General features: G+C 73.5%; 19 protein-coding genes. 7 read left to right on the top strand and 12 right to left on the bottom strand.

Features of this window, described 5'->3' with window-relative positions; genetic code table 11:
* The first annotated feature begins 18 nt into the window (after positions 1–18).
* Entirely contained in the window at positions 19–1,296 is a 1,278-nt protein-coding gene (locus tag AC6I72_RS12015; RefSeq protein ID WP_498004661.1) for a thymidine phosphorylase, read from the top strand.
* An 89-nt stretch (positions 1,297–1,385) separates the two neighbouring features.
* On the opposite strand, the gene AC6I72_RS12010 is transcribed toward AC6I72_RS12015, so the two are convergent.
* Complete coding sequence (locus AC6I72_RS12010) at positions 1,386–2,306, bottom strand: AEC family transporter (RefSeq protein ID WP_498000776.1); 921 nt, start codon at positions 2,304–2,306, stop codon at positions 1,386–1,388.
* Between the two features lie 236 nt (positions 2,307–2,542).
* Here AC6I72_RS12010 and AC6I72_RS12005 point away from each other — a divergent pair, with 236 nt between their 5' ends.
* A complete protein-coding gene (locus AC6I72_RS12005) occupies positions 2,543–2,929 on the top strand; it encodes an STAS domain-containing protein (protein WP_498004660.1) in 387 nt (128 codons plus the stop codon).
* Here AC6I72_RS12005 and AC6I72_RS12000 read toward each other — a convergent pair.
* Positions 2,813–3,829, bottom strand: a complete 1,017-nt coding sequence (locus AC6I72_RS12000; protein WP_498000775.1) for a sigma-70 family RNA polymerase sigma factor — start codon at positions 3,827–3,829, stop codon at positions 2,813–2,815. The genes AC6I72_RS12005 and AC6I72_RS12000 overlap by 117 nt on opposite strands.
* A 153-nt stretch (positions 3,830–3,982) precedes the next feature.
* Complete coding sequence (locus AC6I72_RS11995) at positions 3,983–5,302, bottom strand: MFS transporter (protein ID WP_498000774.1); 1,320 nt, start codon at positions 5,300–5,302, stop codon at positions 3,983–3,985.
* Positions 5,303–5,364: 62 nt separating this feature from the next.
* Between AC6I72_RS11995 and AC6I72_RS11990 the strand changes: the two genes are divergently transcribed.
* Positions 5,365–6,339 (top strand): LysR family transcriptional regulator, encoded by a 975-nt coding sequence (locus tag AC6I72_RS11990; RefSeq protein WP_498000773.1) that lies wholly within the window; start codon positions 5,365–5,367, stop codon positions 6,337–6,339.
* Positions 6,340–6,485: 146 nt separating this feature from the next.
* Here AC6I72_RS11990 and AC6I72_RS11985 read toward each other — a convergent pair whose 3' ends face one another.
* Positions 6,486–7,244, bottom strand: coding sequence for an alpha/beta hydrolase (locus AC6I72_RS11985; protein ID WP_498000772.1), 759 nt, complete (start codon positions 7,242–7,244; stop codon positions 6,486–6,488).
* Positions 7,245–7,452: 208 nt separating this feature from the next.
* Here AC6I72_RS11985 and AC6I72_RS11980 point away from each other — a divergent pair, with 208 nt between their 5' ends.
* Together AC6I72_RS11980 and AC6I72_RS11975 are read left to right on the top strand one after the other, a co-directional pair.
* A complete protein-coding gene (locus tag AC6I72_RS11980; protein ID WP_498000771.1) occupies positions 7,453–8,616 on the top strand; it encodes an adenosine deaminase in 1,164 nt (387 codons plus the stop codon).
* A gap of 139 nt (positions 8,617–8,755) precedes the next feature.
* Positions 8,756–9,109: an ATP-binding protein gene (locus tag AC6I72_RS11975; protein ID WP_498000770.1), complete on the top strand. Its 354-nt coding sequence runs from the start codon at positions 8,756–8,758 to the stop codon at positions 9,107–9,109.
* An 88-nt stretch (positions 9,110–9,197) separates the two neighbouring features.
* On the opposite strand, the gene AC6I72_RS11970 is transcribed toward AC6I72_RS11975, so the two are convergent.
* From AC6I72_RS11970 to afsQ1, 5 genes are all read right to left on the bottom strand, one after another.
* Positions 9,198–9,401 (bottom strand): PspC domain-containing protein, encoded by a 204-nt coding sequence (locus AC6I72_RS11970; RefSeq protein WP_498000769.1) that lies wholly within the window; start codon positions 9,399–9,401, stop codon positions 9,198–9,200.
* Positions 9,402–9,465: 64 nt separating this feature from the next.
* Positions 9,466–10,050, bottom strand: a complete 585-nt coding sequence (locus tag AC6I72_RS11965; protein ID WP_498000768.1) for a VanZ family protein — start codon at positions 10,048–10,050, stop codon at positions 9,466–9,468.
* A 234-nt stretch (positions 10,051–10,284) separates the two neighbouring features.
* Complete coding sequence (locus tag AC6I72_RS11960) at positions 10,285–10,920, bottom strand: hypothetical protein (protein ID WP_498000767.1); 636 nt, start codon at positions 10,918–10,920, stop codon at positions 10,285–10,287.
* Positions 10,917–12,542 (bottom strand): sensor histidine kinase, encoded by a 1,626-nt coding sequence (locus AC6I72_RS11955; RefSeq protein ID WP_498000766.1) that lies wholly within the window; start codon positions 12,540–12,542, stop codon positions 10,917–10,919. Before AC6I72_RS11955 ends, AC6I72_RS11960 begins: the two co-directional genes overlap by 4 nt.
* Entirely contained in the window at positions 12,539–13,216 is a 678-nt protein-coding gene (gene afsQ1, locus AC6I72_RS11950; protein ID WP_158679181.1) for a two-component system response regulator AfsQ1, read from the bottom strand. The genes AC6I72_RS11955 and afsQ1 overlap by 4 nt, the downstream gene beginning before the upstream one ends.
* Positions 13,217–13,409: 193 nt before the next feature.
* Here afsQ1 and AC6I72_RS11945 point away from each other — a divergent pair, with 193 nt between their 5' ends.
* On the top strand, positions 13,410–14,147 hold the full coding sequence (locus tag AC6I72_RS11945; RefSeq protein WP_498000765.1) for a SigE family RNA polymerase sigma factor: 738 nt from the start codon (positions 13,410–13,412) through the stop codon (positions 14,145–14,147).
* A 244-nt stretch (positions 14,148–14,391) separates the two neighbouring features.
* On the opposite strand, the gene AC6I72_RS11940 is transcribed toward AC6I72_RS11945, so the two are convergent.
* The gene (locus tag AC6I72_RS11940) at positions 14,392–14,994 is read right to left on the bottom strand and encodes a uridine kinase family protein (protein ID WP_498004659.1); all 603 of its coding nucleotides are present in this window, start codon (positions 14,992–14,994) and stop codon (positions 14,392–14,394) included.
* Positions 14,995–15,154: 160 nt separating this feature from the next.
* Between AC6I72_RS11940 and AC6I72_RS11935 the strand changes: the two genes are divergently transcribed.
* Entirely contained in the window at positions 15,155–15,559 is a 405-nt protein-coding gene (locus tag AC6I72_RS11935; protein ID WP_366723572.1) for a hypothetical protein, read from the top strand.
* Between the two features lie 109 nt (positions 15,560–15,668).
* Here the strand turns inward: AC6I72_RS11935 and AC6I72_RS11930 are convergent, their stop codons facing one another.
* Together AC6I72_RS11930 and AC6I72_RS11925 are read right to left on the bottom strand one after the other, a co-directional pair.
* Positions 15,669–16,574, bottom strand: a complete 906-nt coding sequence (locus AC6I72_RS11930) for an aldehyde dehydrogenase family protein (protein WP_498000764.1) — start codon at positions 16,572–16,574, stop codon at positions 15,669–15,671.
* Entirely contained in the window at positions 16,564–18,003 is a 1,440-nt protein-coding gene (locus AC6I72_RS11925; protein WP_498000763.1) for an aldehyde dehydrogenase family protein, read from the bottom strand. The genes AC6I72_RS11930 and AC6I72_RS11925 overlap by 11 nt, the downstream gene beginning before the upstream one ends.
* Positions 18,004–18,008 lie beyond the last annotated feature (5 nt).

The following is an 18,008-nucleotide window of genomic DNA, read 5'->3' as shown; positions in this document are numbered from 1 at the left end:
GAAGCGAACGCCATGGCCATGGACGCCATCTCCGTCATCCGCACCAAGCGGGACCGCGGCGGACTCAGTGACGAGCAGATCGACTGGGTCATCGACGCGTACACCCGCGGGGAGGTCGCCGACGAGCAGATGTCCGCGCTCGCCATGGCCATCCTGCTCAACGGCATGGACCGCCGCGAGATCGCCCGCTGGACCGCCGCGATGATCGCCTCCGGCGAGCGGATGGACTTCTCCTCGCTGTCGCGGCCCACCGCGGACAAGCACTCCACCGGCGGCGTCGGCGACAAGATCACCCTGCCGCTGGCCCCGCTGGTCGCCGCCTGCGGCGCGGCCGTCCCGCAGCTGTCGGGCCGCGGCCTCGGCCACACCGGCGGCACCCTGGACAAGCTGGAGTCGATCCCCGGCTGGCGCGCCCTGCTGTCCAACGAGGAGATGCTGTCCGTGCTGGACGGCGTCGGCGCGGTGATCTGCGCGGCCGGTGACGGCCTCGCTCCCGCCGACAAGAAGCTCTACGCGCTGCGGGACGTGACCGGCACGGTCGAGGCGATCCCGCTGATCGCCTCCTCCATCATGTCCAAGAAGATCGCGGAGGGCACCGGTTCACTGGTCCTGGACGTGAAGGTCGGCTCCGGCGCCTTCATGAAGACGATCGAGGACGCCCGTGAACTGGCGTCCACCATGGTCGGTCTCGGCACCGACCACGGTGTGCGGACGGTCGCGCTGCTGACGGACATGTCGACCCCGCTCGGCCTGACGGCCGGCAACGCGCTGGAGGTCCGCGAGTCCGTGGAGGTCCTGGCGGGCGGCGGCCCGGCGGACGTCGTCGAACTGACCCTGGCGCTCGCCCGCGAGATGCTGGACGCGGCCGGCCTGAAGGACGCCGACCCCGCCAGGGCCCTGGCCGACGGCTCCGCGATGGACGTCTGGCGCCGCATGATCGCCGCGCAGGGCGGCGACCCGGACGCGCCGCTGCCCACGTCGAAGGAACAGCACGTGATCAAGGCCGCCTCCGCCGGCGTCCTGACCCGCCTGGACGCCTACGACATCGGCGTGGCCGCCTGGCGGCTGGGCGCGGGCCGTGCCCGCAAGGAGGACCCGGTGCAGGCGGCGGCGGGCGTGGAACTCCACGCCAGGCCCGGCGACACGGTCACCGCGGGCCAGCCCCTGCTGACCCTGCACACGGACACCCCCGAGCGTTTCGAGTACGCCCTGCAGGCCGTGGCCGGCTCCTACGACATCGCCCCGGCCGGCACGGACTTCACCGCGTCCCCGGTGGTGCTGGAGCGCATCGCCTGACCCGCGATTCCGTACCCGGGTGAACGGGACCGGTGGAATGCCACCGGTCCCGTCCGGCAGGTCCGGCACCGGCTGCGGCCGCCGGTTCCTCACCCCAGCAGCGCGGCCACCGCCACCAGGACCGGCACCGCCAGCACCGTCGACAGCAGGATCGACTCGCGGGCCAGGGTCTCACCGACCCGGTAGCGGCCGGCGTACGTGAACAGGTTCTGCGCCGCGGGCAGTGCCGAGGTCACCACCACGTCCAGCAGGGCGGCGCCGTGCAGCCCGAACGGGCCCGCCGCCAGGGCCCAGGCGGCCACCGGCTGACCCACCGACTTCAGCGCCACCGACAGCAGCACCGGATGGCGGTCCCGCCCCCGGGCCGGGGCCGCGCTGCCGCGCAGGGCGATGCCGAAGGCCAGCAGGACGGCCGGGACCGACATGTGGGCGATCAGCGTCAGCGGCTCCATGACCGGGCCGGGGACGCGCACCCCGCTCGCGGAGACCAGGACGCCGCTCAGCGCCCCCACCGCGACCGGATTGCGCAGCGGCGTGAGCAGCCGCCGCCACAGCGGGCCCTTCTCGCCCGCGCCGGACAGGTCGAGCACCGTCAGCGCGACCGGCGTGACGACGATCTGCTGGAACAGCAGAACCGGCGCCACCAGCGAGGCGTCACCGAGGACGTACGCGGCGATCGGGATGCCCAGGTTGCCGGAGTTGACGTAACTGGAGCACAGGGCGCCGATCGTGGTGCGGCCCACGCCCCAGTGCCGTACGACGCCGACCATCGTGAACACGCCCGCTGCCGCCGCCGTGCTCATCGCGGTCACCAGCAGCCGGCTGGAGAAGACCACCGACAGGTCGGCCCGCGCGAGCGTCGTGAACAGCAGGGCCGGGGTGGCGACCTGGAAGGCCAGCCGGGTCAGCACCTCGCGGCCCTGGTCGCCGAGCGAACCGCGCCGCCCGAGCACGTAACCGACCGCGATGACGACCGCGATGACCGCGAACCCGGTCAGCACCCCCTGCACGCGGCCCCCTCGGCGGACGGGAGACCGGCGCGTATCCGGGATTGCGGGGGCGGGGCTGATCGTCGGCGCATGCCGCCCACCCTCCGGGGCGGCGGCTGAGCGGGTCAATGTGATCTCCGCCGGGGGCCCGGCGCGTCAGCGGCGGGGCCTTCCGGCAGCCGCTGCGGCAAGGGCGTGCTCACCTCCGGCGCGTGCTCACGCCCGGCGTGCGACGGCTCGCCGGCGGGGGCCGGCCGATGAGTTCCGCCGGTGCCGCCGGTCTACCGGACGTGGATGCCCAGACACCCGCCGTGCTCGTGCTGCCCGGCCCCGTCGCACGTGACGAGGTGGCCGGGCTCTGCGCCGACGTGCGGTCGCTGCTGAAGGCCGGACCGGCCGCGGTCGTCGTCTGCGACGTCGGCGGCCTCGGGCCGCCGGGGCTGGCGGCCGTCGACCTGCTGGCGCGGCTCCAGCTCGCCGCCCGGCGGGCCGGCGGCCGGATCCGGCTGCGCGACCCCGACCCCGCGCTACCCGCCCTGCTGGACCTGGTCGGCCTCGCCTTCGAGGTGGAGGGGCAGCCCGAAGAGCGGGAACCACCGCTGGGTGTCCAGGAAGCAGTGGAACCCGGTGATGCGGCCCGCTGAGATCTCCAGGACCTGCACGGCCCACGGGGCGAACCCGCCCTTGTCCGGGTCCGGCTTGTACTGGGCGAAGGCGGGCAGGCCGTTGGCCTCAACCGGCACCAGCCGGGAGTTCGCGCAGGCCGCGCCCATCGTCGCCATGAAGCCGGTGATGTCCGCCGGGCCGGTCAGCCACAGGTCGAACGGCGGCATCGTCATGATCGCATCCTCGTGCAGCAACGCGGTCAGCGCCGTCATGTCGTACCCCTCGAACGCCTTCACGTAGCGCTCCAGGAGCTTTCGCTGCTCCTCGTCCAGCGGGTCGGAGACGTCGGCGCGGGCACCGGCCTCCTCGCGCTCGGCGAGCGTGGCGCGGGCCCGCTGGAGCGCGCTGTTGACCGAGGCGACCGTCGTGCCCAGCAGCTCGGCGACCTCACTCGCCTTCCAGGCCAGCACCTCGCGCAGGATCAGCACGGCCCGCTGCTTGGGCGGGAGCTGCTGGAGCGCGGCCATGAAGGCCAGCCGCACGGACTCCTTGGCGACCGCCGCCTCCGCCGGGTCCTCGACGGCGGGCAGCACCCGGCCGTCCGGCACCGGCTCCAGCCACGTGTTGTCGGGGCGGGGCGCCAGGGCGGCCCGGGCCAGCGGCGTCGACTCGGTCAGGTCCATCGGTCTGGCCCGCTTGCCGCCCGCCGTCAGCATGTCCAGGCAGACGTTGGTCGCGATCCGGTACAGCCAGGAACGGAGGCTGGAGCGGCCCTCGAACCGGTCGTGGCCGCGCCAGGCGCGCACCATCGTGTCCTGGACCGCGTCCTCCGCCTCGAAGGACGAACCGAGCATGCGGTAGCAGTAACCGGTCAGCTCGACCCGGTACTTCTCCAGCTGCATGTCCAGGTCCGCCGGCGCCGCCGTCCCGTTGCCCATCGTCGTCCACCCACCCCTGTGGCCGTCCCGTCCGGGTGCGTCGTCGCACCCGGCACTCCGGAAGCTACCGCAGCCCACTGACAATGGCCCGCGGACTCGGAGAAACAGCAGGCCGGAGGGGGGCGGCCCGGGACCGGCCGGCGCGGTCGGCGGCTACGCCGCCGCCGGTCCGGGGCGCCCGCCCCGCGCGCCCGCCCGCCGGGCCGCCCGCGAGCCGAGCACCGTGATCGTCACGACCCCCGCGACCGCCAGCAGCCCCACGCCGACGGTCCCGCTCCAGCCCTGGGCGTGGAAGGCCGTCGCGCCGACCGTGCTGCCCACGCTGGAGCCGATGTAGTACGCGGACTGGTAGAGCGCGGAGGCCTGCGCGCGGCCGTGCGTCGCGGTCCTGCTGACCGCCGAGGAGGCGACCGCGTGACCGGCGAAGAAGCCCGCGGTGATCAGGACCAGGCCCAGCAGGACGAACGCCACCGAGTCCGTCAGGGACACCAGCAGACCCGCCGCCGTGGTCCCGCCCGCCAGGTACAGGGCTCCCCTGCGGCCCAGCCGGCCCACCAGCCGGCCGGCCGTGGAAGCCGACACCGTGCCCACGAGGTACACCAGGAAGACCGACCCGATGATGCCCTGCGGGAGCGAGAACGGCGCCTCGGTCAGGCGGTACCCGATCACCGTGTAGACGCCGCCGAACACCGTCATGAACAGCGCGCCGATCGCGTACAGGCGCCGCAGCAGCGGGTCGGCCAGGTGGTCGCGGACCGTCCCGGCCAGCACGCGCGGGCGCAGCGAGCCCGGCGTGAAGTGGCGCGGCGCCGGGAGCAGCACGCGGAAGGCCACCGCGCACCCGACCGCGATCACCCCGACGATCCCGACGGCGACCCGCCAGCCCCACTCCTGGGCGACCCAGCCGGTGATGACCCGGCCGCTCATCCCGCCCACGCTGTTGCCCGCCACGAACAGGCCGATCGCGGTGACCAGCGCCTTGGGGCGGACCTCTTCGGCCAGGTACGCCTGCGCCGAGGCGGGCAGTCCGGCGAGCGCGGCCCCCTGCAGCGCCCGCAGCGCCACCAGCGCGCCCAGCGACGGGGCGAAGGGCACCAGCAGGCCGACCACCACCGCGACCGCCAGCGACGCCGTCATCACCGTGCGCCGCCCGAAGCGTTCCGAGAGCGCGCTCATCGGCAGGACGAAGAGCGCGAGGCCCCCGGTCGCCGCCGCCACCGTCCAGCTCGCCTCGCTCGCCGCCACCCCGAACTCCCCGGAGATCAGCGGGAGCAGCGCCTGCGTGGAGTACAGCAGGGCGAAGGTGGCGACCCCGGCGAGGAAGAGGGCCAGGCTCATCCGGCGGTAGCCGGGGCCGCCCGGCGCCATCCGGGAGTCGGCGGCGGGGGAAGCGGCGGGCGTGCCGGGAGAGGCGGCGGGGGCGGCGGTCACGGCGTCCACGGCGGTGGACGCCCCGGTATCGGCGGGAGACATGCTTCGACGGTAGGAACCCCGCGTTCATCCGTCCAATGCACACACTCGCCATAATCGTTCCCATGGTGCATCAGCAGAGGTCACAGCGGCGCGTGTCACCGTCCGGTGACACAGAAGTCATGCGCGGGAACGGTGAGGAGGAGGTCGCGCGGCTGCTCGCGCCGCGGCTCGCCTACTTCGCCGGTGTCGCCCGCACCGAGCACGTGACACGCGCGGCGCAGGAGATGCGGGTCCCGCAGTCCACGCTGTCGCGGGCCATGGTCCGCCTGGAACAGGACCTCGGCGTCGACCTGTTCGCCCGGCGCGGCCGCACCGTGTCCCTCACGCCCGCCGGCCGCACCTTCCTCGGCTCCGTCGAACGCGCCCTCGCCGAGGTCCGGCGCGCCGCCGAGGAGGTGCGTGCGGACGCCGACCCGGCCACCGGCAAGGTCGCCTTCGGCTTCCTGCACACCATGGGCGCCGAGACCGTGCCCGGCCTCCTCCAGGCCTTCCGCGCCGACCACCCCCGCGTCCGCTTCAGCCTCGTGCAGAACTACGGCGAGGCCATGCTGGAGCGGCTGCGCGCGGGCGAACTGGACCTCTGCCTGACCTCGCCCGTCCCCGACGCCCCCGACCTGGTCGCCCGGCGCCTGGACGAGCAGAAGCTGCGCCTGGTGGTCCCCGCCGACCACCGGCTCGCCGGCCGCCGCCGCATCCGGCTCGCCGAGGCCGCCGAGGAGACCTTCGTGACCCTGGAGCCGGGGTACGGCATGCGCCGTATCGCGGACGCGCTGTGCCGGGAGGCGGGCTTCACCCCGCGGATCGCCTTCGAGGGGGAGGAGACGGAGACGCTGCGGGGTCTGGTGGCGGCCGGGCTCGGGGTCGCCCTCCTCCCGCCGCCGGCCGTGCCCCGGCCGGGCGTGGCCGAACTGACGGTCACGGCGCCGCGCGCGGTGCGCGAGATCGGCGTGGCCTGGCTGGAGGGCCACCCGGACACACCGCCGGTGGCGGCCTTCAAGAAGTTCCTGCTCTCCCGCCGGGGCAGACTGCTGCCGTAGGCGGTGCCGTCAGGGGCACTGCCCGCGGCGACGGGCAGTGCCCCGTTCCGGCGCGCGGGCGCGGCGGCGCAGTGGCCGGAGGCGGGCCGGTCCCGGCCACGACGGTCCGGTGGCCGTGCGGGCCGGTCCGGGCCACGACGGTGCGGTCACTGCCGCAGCGACTTCCCGAACCCCGCCGCCAGCGGCATCCGCAGCCCCAGCGGCGGCGGTGCCGCCAGCGCGTCCCGCACCGGCCGCGACAGCACCCGGCCGAACAGCGCGCCCATGACGAAGTTCGCGGTGAGCGCTGCCACTTCCTCGCGGTACTGCCGTAACCCGTGCCCGTCGGCGTGGACCTCGAACCGGCACACGTCCCGGTTCGCCTTCTTCGCACGCTCCGCGAAGCGGAAGGACAGCTCGGGGTCGGTGCGTTCGTCGTTCGTGCCGTGCACGATCAGCACCTGCCGGCCGGCGAGCTGCTTCACCGGTTCGGGCGAGGCGGCGACGTCGTCCTCGGGCAGCCAGGGGGCGATCGCCACCACCGAGTTGACGGCCTCGTGCCCGGCCGCGTGCAGCGCCGCCCGGCCGCCCATGTCGAGACCGGCCAGGCACACGGGGACGTCTCCGTAGCGCCGTACGGTCTCCTCCACGGCCCAGGTGGCGTCGTGCGCGAGGTGCGCCTCGCCGCCGTTCCAGCCGCGGTAGCGGTAGTGCACCACGTGGGTGGCCAGGCCCTCGGCGCGGCCCACGCGGGCCAGCCGGCGCCCCAGGGCGCGCACCCGGGCGGCCGTCAGGGCGTGGGGTCTGCGCGCGGACACCTCCCGGCCCGCCGGGAGCAGCAGCACCGCTCCGCTCACCGCGGCCGGCTCCGGGCCGAGCGTCCTCCCCAGCCGGGCCGTGCGAACCGGCGTCGCTTGCTGTGCCATGACAGAACAGTGTCAGAAGGCCGGGTGTACGCGACCCGTCCGTGCGGTCACCGTTACGTATCGGCGTGGATGTACGGACGGGTACCGGCCACCCGCGCGGACGCCCGCGGCGGCGAAGACGTACGGCGAGGACGCACGCCGGTACGCGGGCGACGCCCGGCGGGCCGCGTACAGCTCCTTCTACGCGCGTAGGAGTTAAAGTGCGGAAATGACGAGCCAGCCTGCCCTTCCGGGGAGTGCCCCGAGCCGTGACCAGATCCGCCGCGCGCCCAAGGTCCTGCTGCACGATCACCTCGACGGCGGGCTGCGCCCGGCGACCGTCGTGGACCTGGCCCGTGCCGGTGGCTACGCGCACCTGCCCGACACCGATCCGGACAAGCTCGGCCTGTGGTTCCGCGAGGCCGCCGGCTCCGGCTCGCTGGAGCGGTACCTGGAGACCTTCTCCCACACGGTCGGCGTGATGCAGACCCGCGACGCGCTCGTCCGGGTCGCCCGCGAGTGCGCCGAGGACCTCGCCGCGGACGGTGTCGTCTACGCCGAGGTGCGCTACGCCCCCGAACAGCACCTGGAGGGCGGCCTCAGTCTGGAGGAGGTCGTCGAGGCGGTCGACGAGGGCTTCCGGGAGGGGGAGAGGGCCGCCCTCGCGGACGGCCGCCGCATCCGGATCGGCGCCCTGCTCACCGCCATGCGGCACGCGGCCCGCTCCCTGGAGATCGCCGAACTCGCCGACCGGTACCGGGACTCGGGCGTCGTCGGCTTCGACATCGCGGGCGCCGAGGCCGGTCACCCGCCCACCCGGCACCTGGACGCCTTCGAGTTCCTGAAGCGGGCCGACAACCACTTCACCATCCATGCCGGGGAGGCCTTCGGGCTGCCCTCCATCTGGCAGGCGCTGCAATGGTGCGGCGCCGACCGGCTCGGCCACGGGGTGCGGATCATCGACGACATCCACGTCCGCGAGGACGGCAGCGTCGAACTCGGCCGGCTGGCCGCCTACGTCCGCGACAAGCGCATCCCGCTGGAGCTGTGCCCCAGCTCCAACCTCCAGACCGGCGCCGCCGCCTCCTACGCGGAGCACCCGATCGGTCTGCTGCGGCGCCTGCACTTCCGCGCCACGGTCAACACGGACAACCGGCTGATGTCCCACACCAGCATGAGCCGGGAATTCGAGCACCTTGTCGACGCATTCGGTTACACGCTCGACGACATCCAGTGGTTCTCCGTCAATGCGATGAAATCAGCGTTCATTCCTTTCGATGAACGACTGGCCATGATCAATGACGTGATCAAGCCGGGATACGCGGCCCTGAAATCCGAATGGCTGTTCCGCCAGACCGCCTCCACCAGGGCGTCTTCGCGTCATCAGGACTGACCGAGGGGAAAGTGCGGGCCGGGCGGGGTGAAACGGGTTTGTCACCCGTTGGGATTTCGATGTTTGCGGTGCGACACCCGACGTGTTTACGGTCGAGGACCGCTCAGTCCCCCCGTCTTCCAGTCAAGGACGCATTTTCATGAAGCAGTCTGCTGTCAAGACCCTCGGTGTCGCCGCCCTCGGTGCCGCGTTCGCCGCGGCCGGCGCGGGTGCCGCGAACGCCGCGCCCGCCGCCCCGGACGCCGGCCAGGCGCTGGGCACCGTCAGCAAGGCGCTCCCCACGGAGAACCTCACCAAGACGCTGCCGGGGGCCGGTCAGGCGCTGGACCAGGCCAAGCCGACCCTCGCGACGGGTCTCGCCGCCGCCCAGCCGGTGGTCCAGAGCATGCTGCAGCACGGCCCGACCGCACCGGTCGCCGGCCTGCTCGGCGGGCTGCCCGTCAACGGCCTGCCCACGCACGGCCTGCCGGTGAACGGTCTGCCGCTGGGCTGAGCCCACCCGGCTCGACGGCTTCGCCGGTACGCCGCCGGGGCGCACCCCTTGCTCCGGGATGCGCCCCGGCGGCGTCCGGTCACCACGGCTACCACGCCGTGCGGGCCGCCTTGCCCTCGGCGGGCAGCAGGATCCACAGCGCGATGTAGAGCAGGAACTGCGGGCCCGGCAGCAGGCAGGACAGCAGGAAGATCACGCGCATCGTCGTCGCGGAGGTGCCGAAGCGCCGGGCCAGCGCGGCACACACTCCGCCGATCATGCGGCCGTTGGTGGGGCGGGAAAGGGCGCTCATCTCGGTGCCTCCGTGGACTGTCGGTGCGGAGCCTCCCCGTCGGCGGCCCCGTCTGACCACCACGCTACGGAGACGAAGGGGGCAAAGCGTCGCTCCACGGGGCGATCCCGACCCTGGGAATCGTCGGGGTCCGCCCCTGAGAGGCGTCCTCCTGACGTACCGCCCACCCGCCGCGCCGCTCGGCCCCGCGGCGCAGCAGGGCGCGTGCCGCGGGGACGACCGCGAGATGGGCGAGGGCCACCCCGGCGGTGTTCAGGAGCAGCGCGTCGACGTCCACCACCCGGCCGGGCACGCCGGTCTGCAGCAGGGCGATCCCCAGGGACACCAGGGCGCCGGCGGCGGTCGTACGGACTCCGGACGCCACCGGGGAGACGGCCAGGACCCTGCCGTGCACGAGCGGCAGCAGCACTCCCAGGGGGGCCAGCAGCACCAGCCCCTCCCCGATGCGCCGGACCGCCTCGGCGCCGCCGAGCGCGAGGTCGGCGCGGATCGTGGTGAGCGGCCGCAGATTCGCCGGCATCACCCACGGGACGTCCAGCGGCCGCAGCATCAGCCAGGCGACGAACGCGAGATGGGCGACGAGGAGGACACCTCCTGTCACGCGGACGCGGAACGCGGCGCTGCCGCCGATGGAGCCTTGAAGCTGCACGCCCCCCAAGACGCGCCCCCTCGCACGATCGGTTCCGGAAAACCCGCCACCCGCCCCGATGAGTCCCACACCACACGGCCGGAGGCCACCGGGCCCGCGCGCCACGGCGGGGGCTCCCGGGGCGGGGGAGCCGCCGGTGGCCCGGACAGGGGCGCCACGGGCGGCCGGGCCGCTGCCGGCAGCCGGACCGGGCCCGGCGGGGTGCGCAACGGCCCGGGCGGCCCGGGCCGGGTGTCAGGCGGGTGTGACGTCCGTCGCCGGGGGCCGGGTCGTGCCGGGGCGGGAACGGAGGTCGTCCGTGCACTCGTAACGGCGCAGATGCGCCTCGGCGGGGCCGCCGAGGACCACCGAGCCGTCGCCCTCGGCCGCCGCCGAGTCGGACAGCGTGCAGACGATCTGCGCGAGCGCGTACGGGTCGAGACCGCTGGGCGAGGTGCTCAGCCGCAGGCTGTCCTCCGGGTCCTTCGGGCGCGGCCCGGACACGGTCAGACCGGCCGGGACGTGCGTGGTGTACCCGGCCGCCTTCTCACTGGGCGACGGCGGCGCCGCGAGCTGGCTCAGCAGGCCCTGCGCCACGATCAGCCGCCGCCGCGCGTCCGCCGTGCCCTCCGGTACCGGCACCACCCGGTCCACGGTCACCAGCGACGAGCCGCACAGCAGGAACGCCTGGACCGGCACCCCCCGCGAGGTCTGCGTGGCCAGGCCGGGCTGGGACAGCGAGCACGGCACCCGGGAGGGCGCCCCGCCGAAGTCGGTCGGCACCCCCGTGGGACGGATCCCGCACCCGGCGAGCAGCAGGGCCAGGGCGGGCAGTGCCAGCAGCGGCCGGTGGGCGGACGTCCAGCGCCCGCGGGTCCCGCGCGCCCTCACCGGGCACCCCCCTTCGTGCCACCGGCCGCGCCGGTGCCCTCGCCGTCGCCGCTCCGGCCCCCGGCGCCCTCCGCGCCCTCCTCGGTGAGCGCCGAGGCGTCCCTCGGCAGCCGCAGCGTGAACACCGCACCGCCCTCCGGCGAGTTGGCCGCGGTGATGTCACCGCCGTGGATGTGGGCGTTGTTGAGGGCGATGGACAGACCCAGTCCGCTGCCCTCCGAACGCGGCCGGGACGCGCTCGCCTTGTAGAACCGGTCGAAGACGTGCGGCAGGACGTCCTCGGGGATGCCCGGACCGTGGTCGCGGACCTGGATCACGATCTGCGCGTCCTCCTCGGTCTCCCCGGCCGACTCCCGCACCGACACCCGCACCGGCGAACCGCCGTGCTTGAGCGCGTTGCCGATCAGGTTGGCGAGGATGACGTCGAGGCGGCGCGGGTCCAGCCGGGCGTGCAGGCCGCGCTCGGCGTCCAGCTCCACCGCGTCCAGCCAGGCCCGCGCGTCGATGCACGCGGTGATCTGGTCGGCGAGGTCCACGTCGTCCAGCACCAGCCGGGCCGTGCCCGCGTCGAAGCGGGTGACCTCCATCAGGTTCTCGACCAGGTCGTTCAGCCGCCGCGTCTCGCTGACCACCAGCCGTACCGCCGGTTCGATCATGGGATCGATGCCGCCGCCCTCGAACTCCAGCTCCTCCTCCAGCACCTCCGTCACGGCGGTGATGGCGGTCAGCGGCGTCCGCAGCTCATGGCTCATGTCCGCCACGAAGCGCCGGGACGCCTCGTCCCGGGCGGCCATGTCGGCGACCCGTTTCTCCAGCGCCTCGGCCGCGTTGTTGAACGTCCGCGAGAGGTCGGCCAGTTCGTCCGTGCCGGACACCCGCAGCCGGGTGTCGAGCCGGCCCTCGCCGAGCCGCCGCGCGGCGACACCGAGCCGGTGCACCGGCTTCAGCACGGTCGTCGCGGCGGCCTGCGCGAGCAGCGCCGCCCCGACCAGCGCCAGGGCGGTCGCGACCCCCAGCGACCAGGCCAGCGAGTTGAGGTCCTTGGCCTCCGGCTCCAGCGACTTGAGCATGTAGCCGGTCGGACCGCCGCCGATCACCCTGGTCCCGGCCACCAGGTACGGCGTGCCGTGCTCGGTGACCCGCTGCCAGTACAGGTGGTACGCCGACGTGTTCCCCGAGGAGAGCGACTGCTCCTTGTTCACCGCGGTCCGCAGCGTCATCGGCACGTCCTGGAGCGAGAACCCGCTCAGCCCGCCCGAACTGGCGTACACCGCCCGGCCGTCCGTGTCCTGGCTCACCAGCAGCACACTGAACCGCTGGCTGCTGCCCGCCATCTGGCCGGCGGTGTGCTGCAACTGGTCCTGCGAGGGGTGCACCGGCAGCGTGCCCGCACGGTTCTGCATCTCCTGCCGGAAGTCCCGCAGCACCGCGTCCTGCGCGCGCGTCAGCACCGCCTCACGGTTGAGCCAGTACGCGATCCCGGACGCCGACACGGCGGCCGTCAGCGCCACCAGCGCGAAGACGACGACCAGCCGCAGCCGCAGACTCGTGAACCGCCACCTGGACAGCACTCCCTTGCGTCCCGCGGACCAGCCGCCGGACCCCCCTTGCTGCTTGGTCACTGAGGCGCGTCCAGGCGGTAACCGACCCCGCGCACGGTCCGGATCAGCGTCGGCGACGACGGCACGTCCTCCACCTTGGCCCGCAGCCGCTGCACACAGGCGTCCACCAGCCGCGAGTCACCGAGGTAGTCGTGCTCCCACACCAGCCGCAGCAACTGCTGCCGGGACAGCGCCTGACCGGGCCGCCGGCTCAGCTCCAGGAGCAGCCGCAGCTCGGTCGGGGTCAGCTGCAGGTCCTCGCCGTTCTTCGTCACCGTCATCGCCGCGCGGTCGATGACCAGGCTGCCGAAGGCCGCCGCATCGTTCGCCTCCCGCTCGCCGCGCCGCAGCACGGCCCGGATCCGGGCGTCCAGCACCCGCCCCTGCACGGGTTTGACGACGTAGTCGTCGGCGCCGGACTCCAGGCCCACCACCACGTCGATGTCATCGCTGCGCGCGGTGAGCAGGATGATCGGCAACTGGTCCGTGCGCCGGATGCGCCGGCACACCTCGAACCCGTCGATGCCGGGCAGCATCACATCCAGCACGATCAGGTCCGGCCGCTGCTCGCGCAACAGCTTCAGACCGTCCTCACCACTGGCAGCGGTGGCCACCCGGTGTCCCTGGCGCGTCAGTGAGAGCTCCAGGGCCGTCCGGATGGCGTCGTCGTCCTCGATCAGCAACAGGGAAGGCACGGGCCTCATTCTGGCCCATGCGGGGCCGGGGTTTCGACACCCGTACGGCTCTGTACGGACCGGCCGGCGGCTTGAGGCCCTGTGACAGGTCTGTGACAGTCGGCGGACACGGCCATGAAGTGCCCCGGGCAGGATTTTCGACACCAGCAAGGAATGATCCGAACACCAGAGGTCCACCGACGGGGGGCGCGAGATGAACACGCTGCACGGCACCAGCACCAGCGCAGTGGTCACGCGTCTGCACGACGTGACCCGCGGATCGGAGAAGACCGGTGCGGCGGGGGCGCGGGGATGCGCTCGCGGCACCGGGCGTCAGCACACCGCGTACATGACGGTGGTCGACGCACACACGGGGGAGACACCCGGGGGAACCGCGTACGGGGAGGCCTCGGGGGAGCGCCGCAGCCCGTCGGAGGCGGAGTTCACCGCCTACGTCCAGGAGCGCCGCGCCTCCCTGTACGCCACCGCCTACCACCTCACCGGCGACCGCTTCGAGGCCGAGGACCTGCTGCAGAGCGCGCTGTTCTCGACGTACCGGGCGTGGGACCGGATCAGTGACAAGGCGGCCGTCGGCGGATACCTCCGCCGCACCATGACCAACCTGCACATCAGCGCCTGGCGGCGCCGCAAGCTCAACGAGTACCCGACCGAGGAACTGCCGGAGACGCCCGGCGACACGGACGCGATGCGCGGCACCGAACTGCGCGCCGTCCTGTGGCAGGCGCTCACCCGGCTGCCCGAACTCCAGCGCACCATGCTGGTCCTGCGCTACTACGAGGGCCGCACGGACCCGGAGATCGCCGACATCCTCGGCATCAGCGTCGGCACGGTGAAGTCCAGCATCTGGCGCTCGCTGCGCCGGCTGCGCGACGACGAGGTCCTCAGCTTCGGCCGTGACCACGAGGAGTCCTTCGGCGAACTGGTCGCCTGACCGGCCCGCCGCAGGCTGGGGGGAACGGGGGACCCACGGGGGAAACAGGGGAACCCACGGGGGAAACAGGGGAAATGGGGAACCCACGGGGGAAGTGGGGGAACACGGGGAGCGGGGCTGGAGGGCCGGGGGGCCCGTCCGGTCCCGCCTTCGTGTGCGCCCGCCCACCGCCGGCCGGGCGACGGGGCCGCCCGGCCGCCCTTGCGTCGGTGTCCGGCCGTCGTGGCGCCGATGTCCGGCGTCGTCACGCCGCCGTCCGCGTCGGCATCCGGCGGCCCGCCGCCGCGGCCGCCAGTCGTCCCAGCGCCTCGTCCCGGCCGCAGGCGTGCGCGCCCAGGGAGACCTGGCGGGCGACGATCGCCCGCTCCGCGCGCATCAGCCGCCAGCCGCGGCGCAGCAGGAACAGCACCGACTTGCGGCCCTCCCGCAGATCACGCAGGAAACGGCGCCGGAAGGTCGTGACCGGACCCCGGGTCAGGCACAGCGCGTCGGCCAGCACGCCCAGTTCACGGCAGCGCTCCACGATCTCCGCCGCGAAGACGCCCTCCGCGACGAACAGCGGCGTACGCCCGATGCGCAGCGTCTCCTCACCGGTGCGGGCGCTGCGCCCGAGGTCGTACACCGGTACGCCCGTGGAGCCCGTGGCGCACAGCCGGGTGATCGCCTCGACGGCGACGTCGGCGTCCCACGAGGCGGGATGGTCCCAGTCGATGTCCGAACTCCCCGCCACCAGCGGCAGCGTCGGGTCGTCGCCCTCCTTGTAGAAGTCGTCGAGGCGCAGCACGGGCAGCCCGGAACGGGCGGCGACCAGGGACTTGCCGGAACCCGAGGGGCCGCACAGCAGCACGACACGGGCGGGGGACGGGGGATGAAGGCTCACGGAACACCAGTTTGACGCATGGCGGCCTTCCTGCCGAGCCCGCGGGTCGGCTTTGGCGGGTGGCTCATGTCTCAACTACCCTGTGCGCTGTCTCCGTTACTCAGCGCATCAGAAGGTGGCACCAGAAATGGCCCGACACGCGTCCGCGTCCGTTCCCCGTCCCACCGTCCGGCGCGTGCTGATCGCCGTGGCGACCGCCGGTGCTGCCCTGGGCGCGGGCGCGTCGACCGCCGCGGCGGAGAGCCTCCCGGTCCTGAACGGCGAGTACCAGACCGGCTCCGTCGGGAAGATCGACCCGCAGGCGGGCCTGCGGGCGCTGACGGGCACGGTCGGCTACGTCACCGGTCCGGTGGCCGGTCTCAAGCCGAACCCGCTGGCGGGCACCGGCGTCGACCCGCTGGACAACGGGGTCGGCACCAAGCTCGCCGACTTCCAGCCGCTGACCTCGCAGATGCTCACCCACCCGGTGGCGCAGGCCCCGTCGGTCGGGAGCATCCCGGTGCTGGGGCAGGTGCTCGGCGCGGTGCGCTGACCGGCCGGCGTCCCCGCCGACGCGGAGAGCCGCGCCTTCCCCGGACGGAGGGAGGGCGCGGCTCTCGTCCGTGTGGCCGCGGCCGGTCGCCACGGCCCTGCCGGCACCGTCAGTACGACGAGCCCGAGGCGCCGAGCGAACCGGTCGGGTGCCAGACCGTCTTCGTCTCCAGGAACGCCGTCATGCGGTCGGTGCCCGGCGCCGCGGACCAGTCGTCCACAGGCTGTGGACGAAGGACCCGCTTGAGGTTGTCCGCCGCCGCGATCTCCAGCTCCTTGGCCAGCGCCTCGTCGGCGCCCGCGAGGTCGATCGCGTTGACGTCCTGGTGCGCGGCGAGCGGCGCCGCGATCTCGGCCGTACGGCCGGAGAGCACGTTGACCACTCCGCCGGGCAGGTCGGAGGTGGCCAGGACCTCGCCCAGGGAGAGGGCCGGGAGCGGGGACCTCTCGCTCGCGACCACGACCGCCGTGTTGCCGGTGGCGATCACCGGGGCGATCACCGAGACCAGGCCGAGGAACGACGACTCCTGCGGGGCCACGACGGCCACGACACCGGTCGGCTCGGGCGAGGAGAGGTTGAAGAACGGGCCCGCGACCGGGTTGGCGCCGCCGGTCACCTGGGCGATCTTGTCCGTCCAGCCCGCGTACCAGACCCAGCGGTCGACCGTGGCGTCCACGACCGACGCCGCCCTGGACTTCGACAGGCCCTCCGCGTCGGCGACCTCGCGCACGAACTGCTCGCGGCGGCCCTCCAGCATCTCGGCGACGCGGTACAGGATCTGGCCGCGGTTGTAGGCGGTCGCGCCCGACCAGGCACCGAACGCCTTGCGGGCGGCCACCACCGCGTCCCGGGCGTCCTTGCGGGAGGACAGGGGCACGTTCGCCAGCCAGTTGCCCTTCGCGTCGCTCACCTCGTACACCCGGCCGCTCTCGGAACGCGGGAACTTCCCGCCGACGTACAGCTTGTAGGTCTTGAAGACGGAGAGTCGCTCAGTCTTGTCGGTCTTATCGGACATCGAGGTACGCCTCCAGGCCGTGGCGGCCGCCCTCGCGGCCGAAGCCCGACTCCTTGTAGCCGCCGAACGGCGAGGCCGGGTCGAACTTGTTGAACGTGTTGGACCAGATCACGCCCGCGCGGAGCTTGCTCGCGACGGCGAGGATCCTCGACCCCTTCTCGGTCCAGATGCCGGCGCTCAGGCCGTACTGGGTGTTGTTCGCCTTGGCGACCGCCTCGTCGGGCGTGCGGAAGGTGAGGACCGACAGCACCGGGCCGAAGATCTCGTCCCGGGCGATGGTGTGCGCCTGCGTGACGTTGGTGAACAGCGTCGGGGCGAACCAGTAGCCGGAGGAGGGCAGTTCGCAGGCCGGGGACCAGCGCTCGGCGCCCTCCGCCTCGCCCCGCTCGGCGAGCGCGGTGATCCGGGCCAGCTGCTCGGCGGAGTTGATCGCGCCGATGTCCGTGTTCTTGTCCAGCGGGTCGCCGAGGCGGAGCGTGGACAGGCGGCGCTTGAGGGAGTCCAGCAGCTCGTCGTGGACCGACTCCTGGACCAGGAGGCGGGAGCCCGCGCAGCAGACCTGGCCCTGGTTGAAGAAGATGCCGGTGACGATGCCCTCGACGGCCTGGTCGACCGGGGCGTCGTCGAAGACGATGTTGGCGCCCTTGCCGCCCAGTTCCAGCGTGAGCTTCTTGCCCGTGCCCGCGACCGTGCGCGCGATCTCCTTGCCGACGGCCGTGGAGCCGGTGAAGGCGACCTTGTTCACGTCCGGGTGCGCGACGAGCGCGGCGCCCGCCTCGCCGTAGCCGGGCAGGATGTTGACGACACCCTTGGGCAGGCCCGCCTGGCGGCAGATGTCCGCGAAGAAGAGGGCGGACAGGGGGGTCGTCTCGGCGGGCTTGAGGACGACCGTGTTGCCGGTGGCGAGCGCCGGGGCGATCTTCCACGCCAGCATCAGGAGCGGGAAGTTCCACGGGATGACCTGGCCGGCCACGCCGAGGGGCCGCGGGTTCGCGCCGAACCCGGCGTGGCCGAGCTTGTCGGCCCAGCCCGCGTAGTAGAAGAAGTGCGCCGCGACCAGCGGGAGGTCCGCGTCGCGGGTCTCCTTGATCGGCTTGCCGTTGTCCAGGGTCTCCAGGACGGCCAGCTCGCGGCTGCGCTCCTGGATGATCCGGGCGATGCGGAACAGGTACTTGGCGCGCTCGGAGCCCGGCAGCGCCGACCACTTCTCGAACGCCTTGCGGGCGGCCTTCACCGCGCGGTCGACATCGGCCTCGCCCGCCTGGGCGACCTCGGAGAGGACCTCCTCGGTGGCGGGGCTGACCGTCTTGAAGACCTTGCCGTCGGCCGCGTCCGTGAACTCGCCGTCGATGAACAGGCCGTAGGAGGGGGCGATGTCGACGACCGAGCGGGACTCGGGAGCCGGTGCGTACTCGAATGCGGATGCCATGGTGA

This window comes from Streptomyces sp. Xyl84, from assembly GCF_059731885.1.
The sequence above is the reverse complement of the archived record's forward strand: the minus strand, read 5'-3'. Positions and strand labels throughout refer to the sequence as shown.

Bases quoted from the DNA above. Each gene is read 5' to 3' on its own strand.
- AC6I72_RS12015 (WP_498004661.1), top strand. From the start codon at position 19: ATGGACGCCATCTCCGTCATCCGCACCAAGCGGGACCGCGGCGGACTC.
- AC6I72_RS12005 (WP_498004660.1), top strand. From the start codon at position 2,543: ATGAGTTCCGCCGGTGCCGCCGGTCTACCGGACGTGGATGCCCAGACA.
- AC6I72_RS12000 (WP_498000775.1), bottom strand. From the start codon at position 3,829: ATGGGCAACGGGACGGCGGCGCCGGCGGACCTGGACATGCAGCTGGAG.
- AC6I72_RS11995 (WP_498000774.1), bottom strand. From the start codon at position 5,302: ATGTCTCCCGCCGATACCGGGGCGTCCACCGCCGTGGACGCCGTGACC.
- AC6I72_RS11990 (WP_498000773.1), top strand. From the start codon at position 5,365: ATGGTGCATCAGCAGAGGTCACAGCGGCGCGTGTCACCGTCCGGTGAC.
- AC6I72_RS11985 (WP_498000772.1), bottom strand. From the start codon at position 7,244: ATGGCACAGCAAGCGACGCCGGTTCGCACGGCCCGGCTGGGGAGGACG.
- AC6I72_RS11980 (WP_498000771.1), top strand. From the start codon at position 7,453: ATGACGAGCCAGCCTGCCCTTCCGGGGAGTGCCCCGAGCCGTGACCAG.
- AC6I72_RS11975 (WP_498000770.1), top strand. From the start codon at position 8,756: ATGAAGCAGTCTGCTGTCAAGACCCTCGGTGTCGCCGCCCTCGGTGCC.
- AC6I72_RS11970 (WP_498000769.1), bottom strand. From the start codon at position 9,401: ATGAGCGCCCTTTCCCGCCCCACCAACGGCCGCATGATCGGCGGAGTG.
- AC6I72_RS11945 (WP_498000765.1), top strand. From the start codon at position 13,410: ATGAACACGCTGCACGGCACCAGCACCAGCGCAGTGGTCACGCGTCTG.
- AC6I72_RS11935 (WP_366723572.1), top strand. From the start codon at position 15,155: ATGGCCCGACACGCGTCCGCGTCCGTTCCCCGTCCCACCGTCCGGCGC.
- AC6I72_RS11930 (WP_498000764.1), bottom strand. From the start codon at position 16,574: ATGTCCGATAAGACCGACAAGACTGAGCGACTCTCCGTCTTCAAGACC.
- AC6I72_RS11925 (WP_498000763.1), bottom strand. From the start codon at position 18,003: ATGGCATCCGCATTCGAGTACGCACCGGCTCCCGAGTCCCGCTCGGTC.